At 57.5% G+C, this 18,384-nt stretch carries 14 protein-coding genes; 5 read left to right on the top strand and 9 right to left on the bottom strand.

Going from position 1 to position 18,384, the window contains the following annotated elements; all coding sequences use genetic code 11:
* Positions 1 to 14: 14 nt before the first annotated feature.
* On the bottom strand, positions 15 to 548 hold the full coding sequence (locus ACOTXT_RS12170) for an isochorismatase family protein (RefSeq protein ID WP_023343468.1): 534 nt from the start codon (positions 546 to 548) through the stop codon (positions 15 to 17).
* Between the two features lie 204 nt (positions 549 to 752).
* On the opposite strand from ACOTXT_RS12170, the gene ampH reads away from it, so the two are divergent.
* Entirely contained in the window at positions 753 to 1,913 is a 1,161-nt protein-coding gene (gene ampH, locus ACOTXT_RS12165) for a D-alanyl-D-alanine-carboxypeptidase/endopeptidase AmpH (RefSeq protein ID WP_008503291.1), read from the top strand.
* A gap of 2 nt (positions 1,914 to 1,915) precedes the next feature.
* Here ampH and ACOTXT_RS12160 read toward each other — a convergent pair whose 3' ends face one another.
* Positions 1,916 to 2,539 carry a helix-turn-helix domain-containing protein gene (locus tag ACOTXT_RS12160; RefSeq protein WP_008503292.1) on the bottom strand — a complete coding sequence of 208 codons (624 nt, stop codon included), beginning with the start codon at positions 2,537 to 2,539 and terminating at the stop codon, positions 1,916 to 1,918.
* Between the two features lie 93 nt (positions 2,540 to 2,632).
* Positions 2,633 to 5,407: an autotransporter outer membrane beta-barrel domain-containing protein gene (locus tag ACOTXT_RS12155; protein ID WP_023343467.1), complete on the bottom strand. Its 2,775-nt coding sequence runs from the start codon at positions 5,405 to 5,407 to the stop codon at positions 2,633 to 2,635.
* A 453-nt stretch (positions 5,408 to 5,860) separates the two neighbouring features.
* Here ACOTXT_RS12155 and hemB point away from each other — a divergent pair, with 453 nt between their 5' ends.
* Both hemB and ACOTXT_RS12145 read left to right on the top strand, forming a co-directional pair.
* On the top strand, positions 5,861 to 6,835 hold the full coding sequence (gene hemB / locus ACOTXT_RS12150) for a porphobilinogen synthase (RefSeq protein ID WP_021241687.1): 975 nt from the start codon (positions 5,861 to 5,863) through the stop codon (positions 6,833 to 6,835).
* A gap of 127 nt (positions 6,836 to 6,962) precedes the next feature.
* Positions 6,963 to 8,663 carry a lysophospholipid acyltransferase family protein gene (locus ACOTXT_RS12145; protein ID WP_049121525.1) on the top strand — a complete coding sequence of 567 codons (1,701 nt, stop codon included), beginning with the start codon at positions 6,963 to 6,965 and terminating at the stop codon, positions 8,661 to 8,663.
* Positions 8,664 to 8,769: 106 nt separating this feature from the next.
* Here ACOTXT_RS12145 and tauD read toward each other — a convergent pair whose 3' ends face one another.
* The 6 genes from tauD to mmuP all read right to left on the bottom strand — a co-directional run bounded on the left by tauD (position 8,770) and on the right by mmuP (position 14,723).
* Entirely contained in the window at positions 8,770 to 9,618 is an 849-nt protein-coding gene (gene tauD / locus ACOTXT_RS12140; protein WP_087449776.1) for a taurine dioxygenase, read from the bottom strand.
* Positions 9,615 to 10,442 carry a taurine ABC transporter permease TauC gene (gene tauC, locus ACOTXT_RS12135; RefSeq protein ID WP_023326764.1) on the bottom strand — a complete coding sequence of 276 codons (828 nt, stop codon included), beginning with the start codon at positions 10,440 to 10,442 and terminating at the stop codon, positions 9,615 to 9,617. The genes tauD and tauC overlap by 4 nt, the downstream gene beginning before the upstream one ends.
* Complete coding sequence (gene tauB / locus ACOTXT_RS12130) at positions 10,439 to 11,206, bottom strand: taurine ABC transporter ATP-binding subunit (RefSeq protein ID WP_023343464.1); 768 nt, start codon at positions 11,204 to 11,206, stop codon at positions 10,439 to 10,441. The genes tauC and tauB overlap by 4 nt, the downstream gene beginning before the upstream one ends.
* A gap of 10 nt (positions 11,207 to 11,216) precedes the next feature.
* Entirely contained in the window at positions 11,217 to 12,179 is a 963-nt protein-coding gene (gene tauA, locus ACOTXT_RS12125) for a taurine ABC transporter substrate-binding protein (RefSeq protein WP_023293188.1), read from the bottom strand.
* A gap of 224 nt (positions 12,180 to 12,403) precedes the next feature.
* Positions 12,404 to 13,336 (bottom strand): homocysteine S-methyltransferase, encoded by a 933-nt coding sequence (gene mmuM / locus ACOTXT_RS12120; protein WP_333166127.1) that lies wholly within the window; start codon positions 13,334 to 13,336, stop codon positions 12,404 to 12,406.
* A complete protein-coding gene (mmuP, locus tag ACOTXT_RS12115) occupies positions 13,323 to 14,723 on the bottom strand; it encodes an S-methylmethionine permease (RefSeq protein ID WP_008503244.1) in 1,401 nt (466 codons plus the stop codon). The genes mmuM and mmuP overlap by 14 nt, the downstream gene beginning before the upstream one ends.
* A gap of 364 nt (positions 14,724 to 15,087) precedes the next feature.
* On the opposite strand from mmuP, the gene ACOTXT_RS12110 reads away from it, so the two are divergent.
* Positions 15,088 to 16,197 carry an AI-2E family transporter gene (locus ACOTXT_RS12110; protein WP_055321830.1) on the top strand — a complete coding sequence of 370 codons (1,110 nt, stop codon included), beginning with the start codon at positions 15,088 to 15,090 and terminating at the stop codon, positions 16,195 to 16,197.
* A 119-nt stretch (positions 16,198 to 16,316) separates the two neighbouring features.
* Complete coding sequence (locus ACOTXT_RS12105; RefSeq protein WP_055321831.1) at positions 16,317 to 18,101, top strand: diguanylate cyclase; 1,785 nt, start codon at positions 16,317 to 16,319, stop codon at positions 18,099 to 18,101.
* The last annotated feature ends 283 nt before the right edge of the window (positions 18,102 to 18,384 follow it).

Below are 18,384 nucleotides of genomic sequence, written 5' to 3'. Positions count from 1 at the left end.
CCGAGCGTTAATTATTAGTTCGCTTTCCAGTTTTCAAGAATTGTTTCGGTGCGTTTCACCGCGAGAGGATTCGCTGGCGCAATGAAGTTACGCCAGACGTCGTTGTGATGGTTAATCAGGATCTGTGCATCAGCAGCCGGACGGTTGGCGGTGGTATGGGCATCTTCGGCAACGGTGATGTGATAACCCCGGCTAACGCCGTTCTTGATCGTCGCATCGACGCAGTAATCGGTGGCGCAGCCGCAGATGACAAACTCGCGAATGCCCTGCTCCCGCAGCAGCGCCTCAAGCCCGGTGTTGTAGAAGGCATCGCAGGCGGTTTTGGTCACGTAAAGCGCACCAGCAGGCTGATGGAGTTCAGGCAGTAGCGCAAACCCTTCGCTTCCCTCTTCCAACCCCCCGGCCTCGGTATGCTGTATAAAAATCACCGTGTCGGCTGCCTGCGTAAGCTGGTTGATCAGAGAGACACACTTTTCGCGCTGATGACGAGGGGTTTCAAACACCCCGTTTTGCATATCGACAACCATAACCACACGCTTCTCAGACATACCGTTCTCCGTAAGATTGAGTGACACTGGTGCCTATCATAAGCCCGATGTCACAAAATGGGAGATGGCTCGCAAGTAAATTGTTCATATTTACCCATGGTTACGTTTTTCTCGCTATCGTTATGCAATTCGGGGCATTGCACGGTACCGATTAGTAGTATAAATACCCATTACTTTCCTCATTCACTTCATGGATGCTTTTCGTTGAAACGTTGTCTGCTCTCTTTTGCCGCGCTGTGTGCGGTGAGCTTCTCTACCGCCCAGGCAGCCCAACCGCTGACGGCTCCCGTTTTAGCTTCAGATATTGCCGATCGCTACGCGAACCTTATCTATTACGGCAGCGGCGCGACCGGTATGGCGATGGTCGTTATCGACGGAAACCAGCGTGTATTTCGCAGCTTTGGCGAAACGCGCCCGGGCAATAACGTTCACCCGCAGCTGGATTCCGTTATCCGCATCGCATCCTTAACCAAGCTGATGACCAGCGAAATGCTGGTGAAACTGCTCGATCAGGGCGTGGTGAAGCTCGACGATCCGCTCAGCAAATACGCGCCGCCAGGCGCCCGGGTCCCCACGTATCAGGGTACGCCGATCCGGCTTGTGAACCTTGCTACCCACACCAGCGCCCTGCCGCGTGAACAGCCAGGCGGCGCGGCGCATCGTGACGTCTTTGTCTGGCCAACGCGCGACCAGCGCTGGAGCTATCTGAGTACCGCCACGCTGAAGGCGGCGCCGGGTTCGCAGGCCTCATATTCAAACCTGGCGTTTGACCTGCTGGCGGATGCCCTCTCAACGGCGGCTGGCAAACCCTACACCCAGCTGTTTGAAGAGCAGATCACCCGTCCGCTGGGCATGAAAGACACCACCTTTACCCCGTCCCCGGACCAGTGCCGTCGCCTGATGGTGGCAGAGAAAGGCGCCAGCCCCTGTAATAACACGCTGGCGGCCGTGGGCAGCGGCGGGGTTTACTCCACGCCTGGCGACATGATGCGCTGGATGCAGCAGTTCCTTTCCTCGGATTTCTACTCTCGCAGCAGCCAGGCCGATCGTATGCAGACCCTGATTTATCAGCGTACTCAGCTGCATCGGGTCATCGGGATGGACGTGCCGGGTAAAGCCGATGCGCTCGGCATGGGCTGGGTCTATATGGCACCGAAAAATGGCCGGCCGGGGATTATTCAGAAAACCGGCGGCGGCGGCGGATTCATCACCTATATGGCTATGATTCCGCAGTCGAACGTGGGCGCGTTTGTGGTGGTCACTCGCTCCCCGCATACGCGTTTCGTCAATATGAGTGACGGTGTTAATAACCTGGTGGCGGAATTGAGTGCCAATAAAGCCCAGGTGCTTACCGCATCCAACTGAGATTAATATTCCGTGGGCAAGCGGTTGATGCTGACCAGCTTGCCCCGGCTCATATTGATATAATTTCCCTGTCGCAGGGCGGCCAGAACCTCGGCAACAACAGAACGTGAAATGCGTGTGCTTTGCTGAATATGATTCATCACACCGATTTTTGAACGCAGCGTTTCATCCCACTCGGCCATATTAAGCAGCATCGCGCGGATCTGGTGATAGGAGTTATTGCCAACCAGCTGCTTATCGCGCTTCTCAAGAATGTAATTTATCCAGGATAACCAGCTGAAGGCCTCTTTCCACAGTGAAAATTGCTGGATTTGTTGTCGGGTAGTTTCTGTGGATAAATAAAAACCGGTACAGGCCGTTTTGGCAATCACTCTGTATTCCTGTGAATGATTAATCATCACCGTAGCCAGACCAAAAATAAAGGGGGCAGTCGCAATCCCCACCAGAAGTTCATCAGAAGGGCGATAGATCTCAATAACGCCGGTTTGTAATACGATCGTGCGAGGCTCATTCGATTCGCCCGACGTAATTAATTGTTGGGGTGCACATGTAAAAGGGGTACTGGCTGCTATTAACCCCTGTTCGAGCCGGCGTAATTCAGAAAGTGGTTTCGCATTAACGTTCATGCAGACCTCAAGTCATCCGTATTTGTCGGTTCAATATTATTTTTATTGCTTCGCTAAAAAGCGGAGGAGATACCCCCTCCCCCGCTTTATTCATTACCAGGTATATTTCACACCCAGGTTTGCGCCCCAGTTCTGGTCAACGTCGCCGCCGCCAAGATATGTGGCATCCGTGTAAGCGCTGAAGTTCTTCGTGAAGCTGAACTGGGTGCCCAGCCCAACACGAACAGCTGAACCTTTCACGCCGTTATCAATGCTGTCACCGTTAATATCGGCATTGTTATCGGCGTCGTCATAAACCCAGGCCAGTTTGAAGTAAGGGGTCAGAGCCTGATCGCCGCCGTAGTTGAAGGTGTAACCCGTATCAACACCGAGTTCATAACGCAGGCTATCGTATGATTGTCCATCCATGCGCATGTCATTGCTGAGGCGATAATCATCGCCTGACTGGAACAGACCCGATACGGCTGCGTATGGCGTTACGTAGCCAGAGAGGTTTGGTTTCCAGTCATAACCCAGCTTCAGACCAAAGCCAACAGCGTCACTGGTGGTATTGCCGTCAACATACTGACCGTTGCTCATGTTAGCGGAGAGATCGTTGTTGAAGCGGGTGTAGCTCAGGGAGCTGTCGAGGAAAAGATCGTTCATGAACTTCGCTGACGCGTAGATCATCGCCGTCTGGCTATCCTGATCGACCTGACCGGTACGATCGCTGATATCGCCCTTCGCGAAACCTGCCGCACCACCGACGATCCACTTCGCGTTATTACCGTCAATCTGGGTATCCAGACCCACCATAATACCGCTCACGTCCTGATCGTAGCTGATAACGCCGTTGTCACCGTCGAAGTTGCCGCCGAAGTAGCTCACCCACGCCCCGCCGTTATCCGCCAGGCCGTGACGGCTGTTGGTCAGACGCGCACCTACGGTATCCTGCTGCAGATTCCAGATATTGGTATTAGCAGAAGGGATGCTCAGCGCCATATTGGCATAGTCGGTCAGTTCTTTCTGCTGCAGAACGACGGTGTCACCCTGCTGCTGCGCCTGGTAGGTATAAGCACCTAAATCGGCTTTGTTTGCGGCAGTAAAGCTGGCCGCCGTATCCGCGTTATTGTCATAGACACGGACAATCTCTTTATTTTTGTAATCAGCGACGGAACCTGCTCCGGTCGCGTCGTCGATACGGACTTTATAGTTGCCTGCGACGTCACCGTTCACCGCCAGATGGCCGTCAGAGTGAATGGCCACTACGCCGTAGTCATAATCGGCGCTGCGCTTGTCGTTAGTGATATAGCGTGCGTTGTTCAGATCGCTGTTCAGCACGTAATCGCGGCTCGCAACATTCAGCACGCCGCCATCGGTCAGAACCATAGTGTGCGTATCAACCTGGCCCAGACCCAGCGCCAGCTCTGCACCGTTATCCACGGTGATGGTGTTGGCATACAGCTCGGCCGTTTCTTCCGTCAGTGCCGCACGGCTATCGCTGTCCAGATACAGATGGTCGGTGGCCACGCCGCCGTTGTCGCCGATGTTCAATGAGGAAGCATTGGTCAGAGTGATGGTATCCGCCAGCAGGCCTGAGTTTTCAACATTGACCTGAGACTGGTTGTTTACCGTCAGCGTGTCAATGTTTGACATCTTGCGGGTATCCCACTCGGAGCCGTTATCCAGCGCAATGTTAAACAGACCGCTCTGATACACCGCTTCACCCGCAACATGTGCGTTGCTGTCATAGGTGGAATCCGGCCAAATGCTGTTCGGGGACAGCGTGCGCCAGTCTACGTTGCTGTAGCCCTGGCCATACATCTGCGTCGTGCCGATAGCCTCAACGCTGGACTGCGCAGCACCGACCCATTTGCTGCCGTTGGTCAGGGTGACATCCAGCTTATCGGTGCCGTCCCAGCCGTTGGTGGTAGGGTTATAGACACCGTCTTCGGTGGTATCGGTTGCCGGATCGCCGTTCGGGTAGAAGTTGTTGTCGAAGGTGCTGGAGAACAGGATGTCGCCCGTAACGGTGGAGTGATCGAAGGTGGCAGCGGTCTGCATCGCGTTATCAGACGCGCTGGCGGTAACAATCAGCGCGGCATCATCTGCCCCTGTCGCGTCGGTTTCACTATAGTCGCTCGGCTTCGCGGTCTGACCGTAGAATCCGCTGGTACCTAAATCGCGGTACGCACCGGAAGTCAGTACCGAATCTTTTACCAGCAGCGTGTCGGTAAAGACCTTGCTGCTGTTGGCTACGCCTTCAACGCCGTCGTACGGGGTATTATCCCGTTCCTGATACCCCTGCGTCAGGGTAATCCCCGCGACGTGAGAATTATTCTGGATAACAATATCTGATTCCACGTCCAGGGTAATCGCATTACCCATATCATAGGTATCCAGATAGTGTCTTTCCGTATTTTCCCCATTTACAACATCATACGCATAATGTTCATACGTATCGTTAATGGTGGAATTATCAACTGTCAGGCTAAAACGATCGTATTGAGCATGTTGGGTGCCGTCGGCATCCAGACCATCAGCACAGGTGGCGGTCATACACTGAGAGGTAATCATGCCATTAATGGTGCTGTTGGAAATACTCAACGCATTCGCCCGACCATTGATGCCATCATCGAGATAGTACGTTGAAATAACACCATTCACGGTGGTTTTATTAATCACCGGGTAAATATCACCATCGTGGATGGCATCTGAGAAATCCCAGTCGGCATAGCCATAATACCAGGGAGTGGTCGCTGTATTATCGTATCCGAAGGTATTATATGTCGTACCGGAAATATCCTTCGCATTGGCCTGAGAAGCGATAGCCAGGGTGCAGGCTAATGCAAGTTGAGATACAACGAGTTTCTTTTTCCATGTTTGCATTGGGTCATCCCTCCTCAGGGACGTAAGCAAGTTTGTCCATCAATGAATTTGCAATATTTAATTGCGGAGGGAATTATGCAGTTTCATTTCGAAAAGGTTCAATGAATGTTTCCATTAAGTCCGCATTCAGACAAAAAACAGATTCAGGCCACAACGCACAGGGTGTCATAAAATAAATATTATAAAAACAAAATGTTAATGCACGGGCAAAGCAACCAGGGAAACATCATAAAAAATAATAAATCATTTTTAATGATACATTCATTTCTATATAGAAATAACACAAATATCTCATTCTTCTCTCAGCGTTATACTGTCCTGCATTATATATTATTGGTAACAGGCAAACTCATCTGCCGCATTTCGCAAAAGCAAAATGCCCACTTTAGTAAAACACCCGTCGCCACTTTGAGGTACACTAGCCCTCTTTGTTCCACAAACATCAGGCATACCATGACCGATTTAATTGCACGTCCCCGCCGTCTGCGTAAGTCACCTGCACTGCGCGCTATGTTTGAAGAGACAACCCTGACCTTAAACGATCTGGTGTTGCCGATTTTTGTTGAAGAAGAGATCGATGACTACAAAGCCATCGAGGCCATGCCGGGCGTCATGCGCATTCCGGAGAAATATCTGGCGCGTGAGATCGAACGTATCGCCAACGCGGGGATCCGCTCGGTGATGACCTTCGGCATCTCCCATCATACCGACGCCACCGGCAGCGACGCGTGGAAGGAAGATGGCCTCGTCGCCCGCATGTCGCGCATCTGCAAAGAAACCGTGCCGGAAATGGTGGTGATGTCCGACACCTGTTTCTGTGAATATACCTCTCACGGCCACTGCGGCGTGCTGTGCGATCACGGCGTGGATAACGATGCCACCCTGCTGAACCTCGGCAAGCAGGCGGTCGTCGCGGCCGCTGCGGGTGCGGACTTCATCGCACCGTCTGCGGCGATGGACGGACAGGTTCAGGCGATTCGTCAGGCGCTGGACGCGGCCGGTTTCACCGACACCGCCATCATGTCCTACTCCACCAAATTTGCCTCCTCCTTCTACGGCCCGTTCCGTGAAGCAGCCGGCACGGCGCTGAAGGGCGATCGTAAAACCTATCAGATGAACCCGCTGAACCGCCGCGAAGCGATTCGTGAATCCCTGCTCGATGAAGCCCAGGGCGCAGACTGCCTGATGGTAAAACCGGCTGGCGCGTACCTTGATATCCTGCGCGACATCCGCGAACGCACCGAGCTGCCGCTGGGCGCTTACCAGGTGAGCGGCGAGTACGCAATGATCAAGTTCGCCGCGCTGGCAGGGGCGATCGACGAAGAGAAAGTGATCCTTGAAAGCCTGGGTGCGATCAAACGCGCCGGCGCGGATCTGATCTTCAGCTACTTCGCCCTGGATCTGGCCGAGAAGAAAATTCTGCGTTAATCCGCTTTAGCGCCGGGTGGCGGCTTCGCCTTACCCGGCCTGCTCTCTGCTCAAATCTTCACCCAACTGCAATACAACCGACATCTGCGCCTTCTACTGTCTTCGCAAGACGGCAGGAGGAGTGACCATGTTTAGCCTCGATAGCGTTCTCGACGATCTTTGGCCTCAGGCGAGGCCCGCACCCTGGCAAAAAAGTCTGTTAAAAAGACTGTTCTACGAAGACGAGTTTCAGCAGTTTGCCGCCGCCCACCGCCATCTGAAAGGACTGGATATGGTGGAGCAGGTTCTGGAACACCTGGATATTCTCTGCACCGTTTCCGCCCGCGATCTCGAACAAATCCCCGAACATGGCCCGCTGGTCATCATTGCCAACCACCCGACGGGTACGCTGGACGGTCTGGCGTTGCTGTACGCCGTCTCCCGCGTGCGGCGCGACGTTAAAGTCGTGACCAACCGGATGCTGACCCACCTTGAGCCCCTCAGCTCGCTGTTTATTCCGGTGGACAATATGGGTGGCAGGACGGCGAAGTCGTCGCTGGTGCAGATGGAACAGCACCTGCAAAACGCGGGCGTACTGATCTTCTTCCCGGCAGGCGAAGTTTCCCGCCCCACGCGCAAAGGCATTCGCGATAAGAAATGGCACTCTGGCTTTATCAAACTCGCCGGCAAGCTGCGCGTCCCGCTGCTGCCGGTGCATATTCAGGCGCACAACAGCCTGCTCTTTTACGCCAGCACGCTGGTCTCCCCGACGCTGTCGATGCTGCTGCTGATGCAGCAGATGTTCCGCCGCCGCCACAGCCAGCTGCCGATTAAAATCGGCCAGCAGATTGCGTGGCATCACTGGCACAGCGCCACCCTTTCGTCGCGTGAGATGGCCGAGCAGTGCCGTCAGCACGTGATGCGTCTTGGCAAGGGAGTGCCCGGCGTCTTTAAAACCCAGTGCGCGATTGCCCGTCCGGAAGACCGGGCCACTTTGAAGCGCGCGCTGGCGCAGGCCGAATCTCTGGGCAAAACCAGCGACGGGAAAACCATCTATCTTTGGCAGCGCAACGGTCAGGAAGACGCCCCGCTGCTGCGGGAGCTGGGCCGCCTGCGCGAGATTGCCTTTCGCGCGGTGGAGGAAGGGAGCGGCAAACGCCGGGACACCGACAGCTACGACGATGATTATCTGCACCTGATCCTGTGGGATGAGGAGGATCTGGAGATCGTCGGCGCGTATCGCTTTATGCCGACGGCCATGCAGATCGAAAAGCGCGGCGTTGAGGGGTTGTACAGCTATAGCCTGTTCCACTACGACGACAAAATGCAGGACGTGCTGGCACACGGCATTGAGCTGGGGCGCAGCTTTATTCAGCCGCGCTACTGGGGGCGCCGCGGCCTGGACTATTTATGGTCCGGCATTGGGGCGTATCTGGCGCGTTATCCGCACTACCGCTACCTGTTTGGCCCGGTCTCGATTTCCGGTGGCTTACCGCCTGCCGCGCGGGATCTGCTGGTGGCATTTTACCGCCTGTGGTTCCCGGCGACGCATCCGCTCGCCGCCTCGCGCCAGCCGTATCCCGCGTCCCTGCCGGACGTGCTGGCGCAGTTTGGCGGCGTGGATTACGTGGACGATCTGACGAAGCTGAAATCCCTGCTCGGCAATCTTGGCTGCGGCATTCCGCCGCTTTACAAGCAATATTCCGAGCTGTGCGAGCCCGGCGGCGTGCAGTTTATTGATTTTGGCAGCGACCCGGCGTTCAACAACTGCGTTGACGGGCTGGTGCTGGTGGATTTGTGTTACCTGAAGGCGAACCGCTATCAGCGGTATATTGAGGCGCACCTTTAATTGGCCTGGGATTGGTAGGCCGGGTAAGGCGTAGCCGCCACCCGGCAATTGTGCACCGTTTTCGCCGGGTGGCGCTGCGCTTACCCGGCCTACGGGTACTACAGGATCAGGGGCGGTAAAACGGCTTATCGCCCAAAATTGTCGCCCGCTGCATAATCCTCCGCTGCGGCAGATAGTCCGCATTGGCATAGTGCTGCGTCACGCGGTTATCCCAGATCGCCAGGTCGTTCTCCTGCCAGCGCCAGCGCACCTGAAACTCCGGTTTAGTGATATGTGCGAACAGGAAACCTAACAGCGCCTCGCTCTCTTTTTCCGTCACGTCCACAATGCGCGTCGTAAATCCTTCGTTCACGAACAGCGCCTGCTTGCCCGTGACCGGATGGGTGCGCACCACCGGGTGCAGCAGCGGCGGATGCTTCGCCACCGCCTCCTGCCAGCGCTGATGCTCCTCTTCCGTTTTACGGTACTTGTACTCCTGGAACGATTTTTTGAAGTCGTGCTCCGCCCGCAGCCCGCTCAGCAGCGTCCGGAACGGCTCGGAGAGCGCCTCATACGCCGCAATGCCGCTGGTCCACAGGGTATCGCCCCCCGTCTCCGGCAGCAGCTTCGCCGCCAGAATCGCCCCCGCAGGCGGCGTCTCGATAAAGGTCACATCGGTGTGCCAGTTATCGTTATCCGGCGGGTTATCGTTGTGGGTGTCGAGGACGATAATCTCCTCCACCCCTTCCGCATGCGGATAGACCGGGTGGATATGCAGATCGCCAAAGCGCAGGGCCAGCGCGCGCTGCTGCTGCGGGGTGATCGCCTGCTCACGCAGGAACACCACCTGATGTCGCAGCACCGCGTGGTACAGCTGCTCGAACTGGTTATCGCTCAGCGGACGGGTCACATCCAGGCCCGACACCTGCGCGCCAATGTACGGCCCCAGCGGGGTAATAGTCAGACGTTCACTCATTGTATTTCTCCATGCCAGGGCGTCAGGCGGCGCTGTAACGCGCGTAGCCCCAGTTCTAATCCGAAGGCGATCGCGGCAATGACCGCAATCCCTGCCAGCACCACGTCAGTCGCCAGGAACTCCCCCGCCGACTGCACCATAAACCCTAACCCTCGCGTGGCGGCGATCAGCTCTGCCGCCACCAGCGTGGACCAGCCCACGCCAAGCCCGATGCGTATCCCGGTTAAAATCTCCGGCAGCGCGCCCGGTAAAATCACGAACAGCAGCACCTGCGTGCGGCTGGCCCCCAGCGACTGCGCCGCGCGGATCCGCACCTGCTGGGCGCTCTTCACGCCCGCCAGGGCCGACATGGCCACCGGGGCGAAAATCGCCAGATAAATCAGCAGGATTTTTGAGGTTTCACCGATGCCGAACCAGATCACCATCAGCGGCAGATAGGCCAGCGGCGGGACCGGGCGGTAAAGCTCAATCAGCGGGTCGAGGATGCCGCGCACCGTCGGGCTCAGCCCCATCGCAATCCCCACGGGAATGCCGATAATCACCGCCGCCAGCAGCGCCACCAGAATACGCGCCAGGCTGGCACCTAAGTGCTGCCAGAGCGTGGCATCCATAAAGCCCTGCGGCCCGGCGATGGTAATAAGTTTGCTCAGCACCTGTCCCGGCGGCGGCAGAAACAGCGGGCTGACCCACTGCTGGGCAGCAACCGCCCACCACACCGCCAGCAGCACCAGCAGCGTACCGACGCTCAAGGTAATTTGGCGCGAGAAAGGCCAGCGCAGCGCCAGACGCGTGCGGCGCGTTTTTTCACTGAAGACGATGCTCATGAGAAAGCCTCCCGCTGTTCAAACACGCGGCTTAAGACGTATTCACGCTGTTCGATAAACAGCGGGTCGGATTTGATGCTGCGCACGGGTTCTCCCGCGACGTAGCGGCGGGCAAAATCCAGCGGCAAGCGCTCCAGCACGCGGCCCGGCCCCGGCGAGAGCAGCACCAGCTCGGTAGCCATAAACACTGCCTCTTCGATATCATGCGTAATCAACAGTACCTGCTTGCCCGTCTCATGCCACAGGCGCAGCAGCAGGGTTTGCATCTGCTCGCGGGTGAAGGCATCCAGCGCCCCGAACGGCTCGTCCAGCAGCAACAGCTGCGGATTCGCGGCCAGCGCGCGGGCAATCCCGACACGCTGCCGTTGGCCGCCGGAAAGCTGCCAGATATAGCGTTTTTCCGCGCCTTCCAGCCCCACTTTTTTCAGCATCGCCCGCGCGGTTTCCAGCCGCTGTTCACGATGGATGCCCGCAAGCTGCAGCCCAAACGCCACGTTTTCCTGCACGTTGCGCCAGGGGAGCAGGCCTTCATTCTGGAAGACCACGCCGCGCTCGGCGCCGGGGCCCTCCACCTTTTTGCCTTCCAGTTGAATGGTGCCATGCTGATAAGGGACAAACCCGGCGATGAGATTCAGCAGGGTGGTTTTTCCGCACCCGGACGGGCCCAGCACCACCAGCAGCTCACCGCTGTCCAGCGTCAGGTTGATGTCCTGTAAGGCGGGTTTACCACCGTAATCGGCAGACAGATTTGTAATATTCAGCATGGCGAACCCCTTATTTCACAAAACGATCGGTCACGTACTGGCTGTAATCCGCCGCTACTGCGGGCACTTTACCCTGCTCCTTCAGGAAGGTGGCGGTATCCACAATCGCTTTGTTAACCGGCCCGGTCAGCTGCTGCACCTGCTGCGCGGGCGTCAGATAGGTATTGCCCTTCACCAGCCCCGGCACGTCCGCTTCCGGCACGCCGCTCAGGCGGGAGAGTTTCTCCAGGTTGGCGGGCTGCTTCAGCCATTCATCCGGGTTACTGATGTACGGCTGCTGGGCGTCAATCGCGCTTTTCGCGAAGGCTTTCACCACCTCAGGATGTTTCTCGGCGAAGTCTTTGCGCACGACCCACACGTCGAGGGTCGGCGCGCCCCACTGGCCCACTTTTTCGGAGTCGGTCAGCACGGTGCCGTCTTTTTCCAGCTCGTTCACCGCAGGCGCCCACACATAGGCCCCGTCAATGTCGCCGCGCTGCCAGGCCGCAATAATCGCCGGCGGCTGGAGGTTAATAATTTGTACCTGCCCCGGCTTGATGCCCCAGTGTTTCAGCGCCGCCAGCAGGCTGTAGTGGGTGGTGGAGATAAACGGCACGGCGATGCGTTTGCCGATCAGGTCTTCCGGTTTGGTGATGTTTTTCTTCACCACCAGCGCTTCAGAGTTACCGAGCTGCGAGGCGAGCAGGAACACCTCAATCGGCACCTGCTGGCTGGCCGCAACCGCCAGCGGGCTGGAACCGATATTGCCGATCTGCACGTCGCCGGAGGCTAACGCACGCACCACGGACGCGCCGCTGTCGAACTTGCGCCAGTCGACTTTCGCGCCGCTCTCTTTGGCAAAGGTGTTATCCGCCTGCGCGACTTTCGCCGGTTCCGCAGAAGTTTGATACGCGACGGTGACGTCCACCGCCTGCGCCTGAAATGCCCACAGCGCCAGTGCGCCGAGTAGTGTGATTCGCGATGAAATTGCCATAGTGCCTGCTCCCCTTGTTGTTATGAGGGCAGTATTTCCAACGCGGGAATTTTGATAAAGGAATAAAAATGAATCGCTCATAACGATTCGTTTTTAGATAAAAAATGGGAAAGGATAGTTGGTTTTGTGCGGTTGTTTTATGCCGGGTGGCGCTGCGCTTACCCGGCCTACACATTGTGCGATCCGTAGGCCGGGTAAGGCGCAGCCGCCACCCGGCAAAAAACTCAGCGCTTCGCGTTAAGCTCAGCAATATCCTTCGGCGTGGTGCGACAGCAGCCACCAATCAGCTTCGCTCCGGCGTCCAGCCACTGGGGCAGATACCCCGCAAGCGTCTCACACGCTTCGCCGTGGTGGTGCCAGGTTTTGGTCACCGCATCATAATGCTCGCCCGAGTTCGGGTAGACCACCAGCGGCAGCGACGTCAGGCTCTGCAGGTGCTTCAGCGCCGCCGTGGTATTTTCCAGCGCGATGCAGTTAATGCCCAGCGCGACGATATGCGGAGAGTCGGCCAGCACGCTGACCACGTCACGCAGCGGCGTGCCGTCGCTCAGGTGCTCGCTGTCCCGCAGGGTAAAGGAGAACCACGCCCGGGCGCGGGGATACCCGGCCAGAAGGGCCGCCAGCGCCTTAATCTCGGCAAAAGACGGCAGCGTTTCGCAGGCCAGCAGGTCAGCGCCCGCGTCCAGCAGCGCTTCCACGCGCGGGCGGTGGAAGGCCGTAAACGCCTCAGCGCTGCGCACGTAGTCACCGCGATACTCTGAGCCATCCGCCAGATAGGCACCATACGGCCCAACGGAGCCCGCCACCAGCAGCGTGCCCGCATGCGGGTTTTCGGCCAGATACGCTTCACGCGCCTTACGCGCCAGCTCCACGCTTTTGCCAATCAGCGTTCGGGACTGCGCCTCGTCCAGGCCGCGCGCCGCAAAGCCCGCAGGCGTGGCCTGGTAACTGGCGGTGATCGCCACCTGCGCGCCCGCGCGGTAGTAATCAAGGTGCACTTCACGGATAAGCTCCGGGTTTTCCATCAGCACTTTGGCAGACCAGAGGCTGTCTGCCAGGTTACAGCCGCGCGCTTCCAGCTCCGTCGCCATCGCGCCATCCAGCACCACAAACGGCTGCTTTTCAAGGAGGGCGGTAAGCGGATTATTCTGCGACATGTTCAGGCTCCTGCGATGTCATATTTCGGGTCAGGTAGTAGGCACCATAACACAGGGCGACAAACGGGATCCCGCAATAAAGGGCAATGCGCTGGCTTGGGTCAAACCACAGGCCGACACAGGCCACCACGCAGAGGATAAACCCGAGGACCGGCACCAGCGGATACCACGGCGCACGGTACTGCAGCGCAGAGAGCGGCTGGCCGGACTGCAGATGGCGACGACGGAAAACGAAGTGCGACGCGCAGATGCTGATCCAGACGGCTACCACCGCAAAGCCAGAAATCGCCGAGAGCGCGACAAATACCGTGTCAGGCGCCACGACGCTTGAGAAGAGCGCCAGCACGCCGCCGAGCATAGAAACCGAGAGCGCCGTCAGCGGCACGCCGTTTTTGTTCACGCGGGCAAAGCAGCGCGGGAGCGTTTTCTCGTTAGAGAGCGACCACAGCATGCGCCCGGAGGCGTACAGCCCGGAGTTCGCCGCCGAAAGGATCGCCGTCAGGATCACGAAGTTAAAAATATCCGCCGCGTAAGGAATACCGACCTTTTCAAACACCAGCACGAACGGGCTCTTTTCCACGCCCGCCTGCTGCATCGGGATTAGCGCCGCCAGCACAAACACGGTGCCGATAAAGAAGATGATCAGGCGCGCAATGGTGGTGCGGATCGCCACCGGGATGACCTTGTGCGGGTTTTCCGTTTCCCCTGCTGCGATACCGATGAGTTCGGTCCCGGAGAACGCAAAGTTCACCGCCACCATGGTCATCAGGATCGGCAGGCCGCCGTGCGGGAACCAGCCCTCGGCGGTGATGTTGCTTAAGCCCGGCGCGGGTGAACCGTCCTGCATCGGGATAAAGCCAAAGACCGCCGCGCCGCCAAGAATAATAAAGGCGATGATGGTGATGACCTTCACCAGGGAGAACCAGAACTCACCTTCCGCAAAGAAGCGCGTGGAAATGACGTTCAGGCCAAAAATCACCACGCAGAAGACCACGCACCACGCCCAGACGGGCACCTGCGGGAACCAGTACTGCATGCAGAAGCCCGCGGCGGTAAAGCTCGAGCCGAGCGCCACCGTCCAGGTGAGCCAGTAGAGCCACGCCACGGTGTAGCCCGTCGCCGGGCCAAGATAACGCGCGGCATAGACGTGGAACGCGCCGGTTTCCGGCATCGCCACGGAGAGTTCGCCCAGACACTGCATCACCAGCCAGACCACCAGCGCACCTATCAGGTAGGCCAGCAGCGTGCCCGCCGCCCCGGTCGTGGAAATGATGTAGCCGGTATTAAAGAATAACCCTGTCCCAATCACGCCACCCAGCGAGAGCATTATCAGGTGGCGTGTTTTCATGGTGCGCTTAAGCTGCCCATTTTCTTGTTGTGTTTGCATATTACCTTCTATACGTATGGACATCTAAACATCCAAAGAAGGTGTGTTATACCGCGATTGTTAATAAAAAGCTAGATGACCAGACGCAAACGGGCGCGCCGCGCGCTGAGTCTGGGGTGGGTTGTGAGGATCACATAGAGAATCGGACGCCAGGCCATAAGCACCTCCGCAAGCAGATACTTACAGCATGGTGCGGGAAAAGTCGATCTTCGGTCAGTCGAAAGTGGTATCCGTAAAGCGCGAAGTCATACCGTAACACTCCCCCGTAGGACGGGTAAGGCGCAGCCGCCACCCGGCGCAAGGTTGGTAATTCTCACAATCAGTTCTATAGTCGTCACAGTTTCTTAGTAACCAGGACTGACTGATGCGCTTTAACGGACTGACTAAAGGTTTCTTTATTTTCATTCTCGCCCTTGTGACCTGGGCCTTCTTCGACGTGCTGTCGCCCTACTTCTCCGCGATACTGTGGGCCGCCATTCTGACCGTTATCTTCAATCCGGTAAAAAACAAGCTTCGCGCCGCGCTGGGGGATCGCAACGGGCTGGCCTCGCTGTTGACCATCGGTATTATCTGCCTGATCGTCTTTATTCCGCTGATGGTGATCCTCTCCTCGCTCGCCATTGAGCTGAACGTGGTTTACACCAAACTGCAGGAGAACAACACCCAGTTCCCGGAAGTGGTGGCGCGCATCTTCAACCACCTGCCTGACTGGGCCAGCGGCTTCCTCGCGGATCACAACCTGACCAACGCGGCGCAGATCCAGAAAAAACTCTCCGACGTCGCGCTGCAGGGCGGACAGTATCTCGCGGGCAGCGCGTTCCTGATCGGCAAAGGCACGTTTGGCTTTGCGATTAGCTTCGGCATCATGCTGTATCTGCTGTTCTTCCTGCTGAAAGACGGCCCGTATCTGGTACGCCAGATCCTCGACTCCCTGCCCCTGTCCGATTTTGCCAAGCAGCATCTGTTCGCCAAATTCGTCGGCGTGTCGCGCGCCACGGTAAAAGGGACGGCGGCGGTGGCCGTGGTTCAGGGCATCCTCGGCGGGATTGCCTTTGCCATTGCCGGTATCGACGGCAGCGTGCTCTGGGGCGCATTGATGGCCTTCCTCTCACTGGTGCCCGCCATCGGCTCGGCGATTGTCTGGGTGCCCGCCGCTATCTTCCTGTTCGCCACGCACCAGATCTGGCAGGGGCTGTTTATTGTCGGCTTCTTCGTGATCGTCGTCGGGCTGGTGGATAACATCCTGCGCCCGCTGCTGGTGGGGAAAGACACCAAAATGCCGGACTACCTGATTCTGATCTCCACCCTCGGCGGCATGGAGCTGTACGGCATTAACGGCTTTGTGATTGGGCCGCTCATCGCCGCGCTGTTTATCGCCTGCTGGAACCTCTTCTCCGGTCGCGATCACGAAGGCAACGCCGAAGAGCTGGACGCGGATTTCATCGAAGAAGGAAAAAATCCTCCAGATTTGTAAGGACGTGACGATAAAGACCACACCAGGCGGCGCCGTGCCGCCTTTTTTTTCGCCTTAAATCAGACGTTTTCTATAATTTGAAGAACGCCATCCTACTCATGTCGTAAAAGGATCATCTGGTGCGAATCGCGACGATAACAAACTGGGCCTATGGGGCCACGGTCTGCCTGACCATCGCCTCCGGCATCATCATGCTGATGGCGTCCAGTGCGGATACCCTCGAGCGTCAGGCCGTTGAACAACGGCAGAAATTTGATCAGCTGACGGAAGATATCGAAACCGATATCTGGGCGCAGTCTGATTTAGCGCGGCTGTACGCCATTAAAAAAGATCCTCAGGTGCTCAAGGAATATAACCAGGCAGAAAACAGCCTGAAGCGCATCGAGCTTCGGCTGGAAAAGCTGCAGGATAACGGCGCATCGGATGAAGAACTGGCCCTGCTGCATGAAGGAATAAAGATCGTCGATGAGCTGCAGGACGAGCAGCAAACCGCCCTCGAAAGCCTGGAACGCGGTGAAGACGCCCAGGCCGTAGCCTTGCTCTATGGCCAGCCCTATGAGCAGGAGCTTGAGCGCGCGCAGAATCAGCTCGATCACTTCCGCCAGATACTCGACAAGCGCGTCATCGCCGCCGTTCAGGAGGCGACCAAAAAATCGAAAGCGCTGCGTACCGCCTCTGAGCTGACGGTCGGCCTGACCGCCCTGCTGTTCCTGTTTGTGCTCGGCTTTATATTAAAACGCCGCGTGCTGCGCCCCGTGGTCCGCCTGAGCGACGTGGTGCACCGCCTGGCATCCCAGGATTACGCGGTTGAAACGCCCAATTTCAACCAGATTGATGAAATAGGCGATATGGCTCAGGCCATCAGCATCTTCCGTGAAAACGGCCTGGCGCGGCAGCGTCTGGAAAAAGAGCGCGATGCCGACTGGGCCATCCGCGAGCTGCTGGCGCGCATGACCCAGCGGCTGCAGGGGTGTGAGAACTTTAACGATGTGATTAACGTGGCGGAGCTGTTTGCCCCCAATATCGCGCCGGGGATCGCGGGCCGACTCTACGTCCTTGACCGCGAGCCGTGGCAGATGCGCTGCGTCGCGCAATGGCTTTCGCCGGTGGGTGAAGAGACGACGTTCCACCCGGACGAGTGCTGGGCCGTGCGTCGCGGGCAGAGTCACCCGCCGGTGAACGGCGAGCCGGATATTGCCTGCTACCATCTTCCGGCATCCCAGGCGGAAAGCGCGCTTTGCGTGCCGCTTATCGCTCAGGGTGAGGCCATTGGCCTGCTCTCCTTCCAGAATATCACGGCGGATAATGCCCCTTCCCGCGCGTATCTGGAGCTGATGGCCGAGGCGCTCGGGCTGGCGCTGGCCAACCAGCGTCTGCGCGACGCGTTGCTGGAAAAAGCGTTGTTTGACCCGCTCACCGGCCTGCGTAATCGTCATCATCTGGAAGATACCCTGCAAACCCAAAAGGCACAGGCGATACGCACTGGCGTACCGTTAAGCTGCATGATGATTGATATCGACCACTTCAAGAGCATTAACGACCGTTTCGGCCATGAAGCGGGCGATCTGGTGATCAAAAGCGTGGCGTCAATTGTTCAGCGGGCCGCACATGACAACGGGCTGGCATTCCGCTACGGGGGCGAGGAGTTTCTGGTGCTGCTTTCCGGTGCCGATGAAGCAGAAGCGTACGCCTGCGCGCAGAAGATTTACACCGGCGTGCATGAGCTGTCGCTTCGCTACGGGTTGACCGAGATTGGGCCGGTGGACGTGTCGATTGGCATTGCCAGCTACCCACAACATGCCCAGACCGACAACCTGCTGCGCGCTGCGGATGTGGCGCTATACCGGGCAAAAGAGCTGGGACGCGCGCGGATTGTGAGTTTTGGGATGCTGGAGGCGGGTTAGCGGATTTTCGCTTTAGTCGCGCGTCACCTCTGTAATCAATATCGACAAGCCATTCATGTCATGACTTTTTTTAGCCATCTCACGGTATTTGGTTGGGGAGAGTCCATATTGGTTTGAGAACGCTCTGCTGAAGGTGGACGGCTCTTCATAGCCTAGGGAAGGTGCGAATAAGTCCGAGATGTGAGATCATCGTGTTGTAACCTGAACCCAGAATGAGTAACCGGATGAGCCAGCAACTGACTTTTGCCGACAGTGAGTTTTCCAGTAAACGCCGCCAGACCCG

This window comes from Enterobacter cloacae complex sp. IR5422, from assembly GCF_049238165.1.
In the GTDB taxonomy this organism is placed as follows: domain Bacteria; phylum Pseudomonadota; class Gammaproteobacteria; order Enterobacterales; family Enterobacteriaceae; genus Enterobacter; species Enterobacter roggenkampii.
The sequence above is the reverse complement of the archived record's forward strand: the minus strand, read 5'-3'. Positions and strand labels throughout refer to the sequence as shown.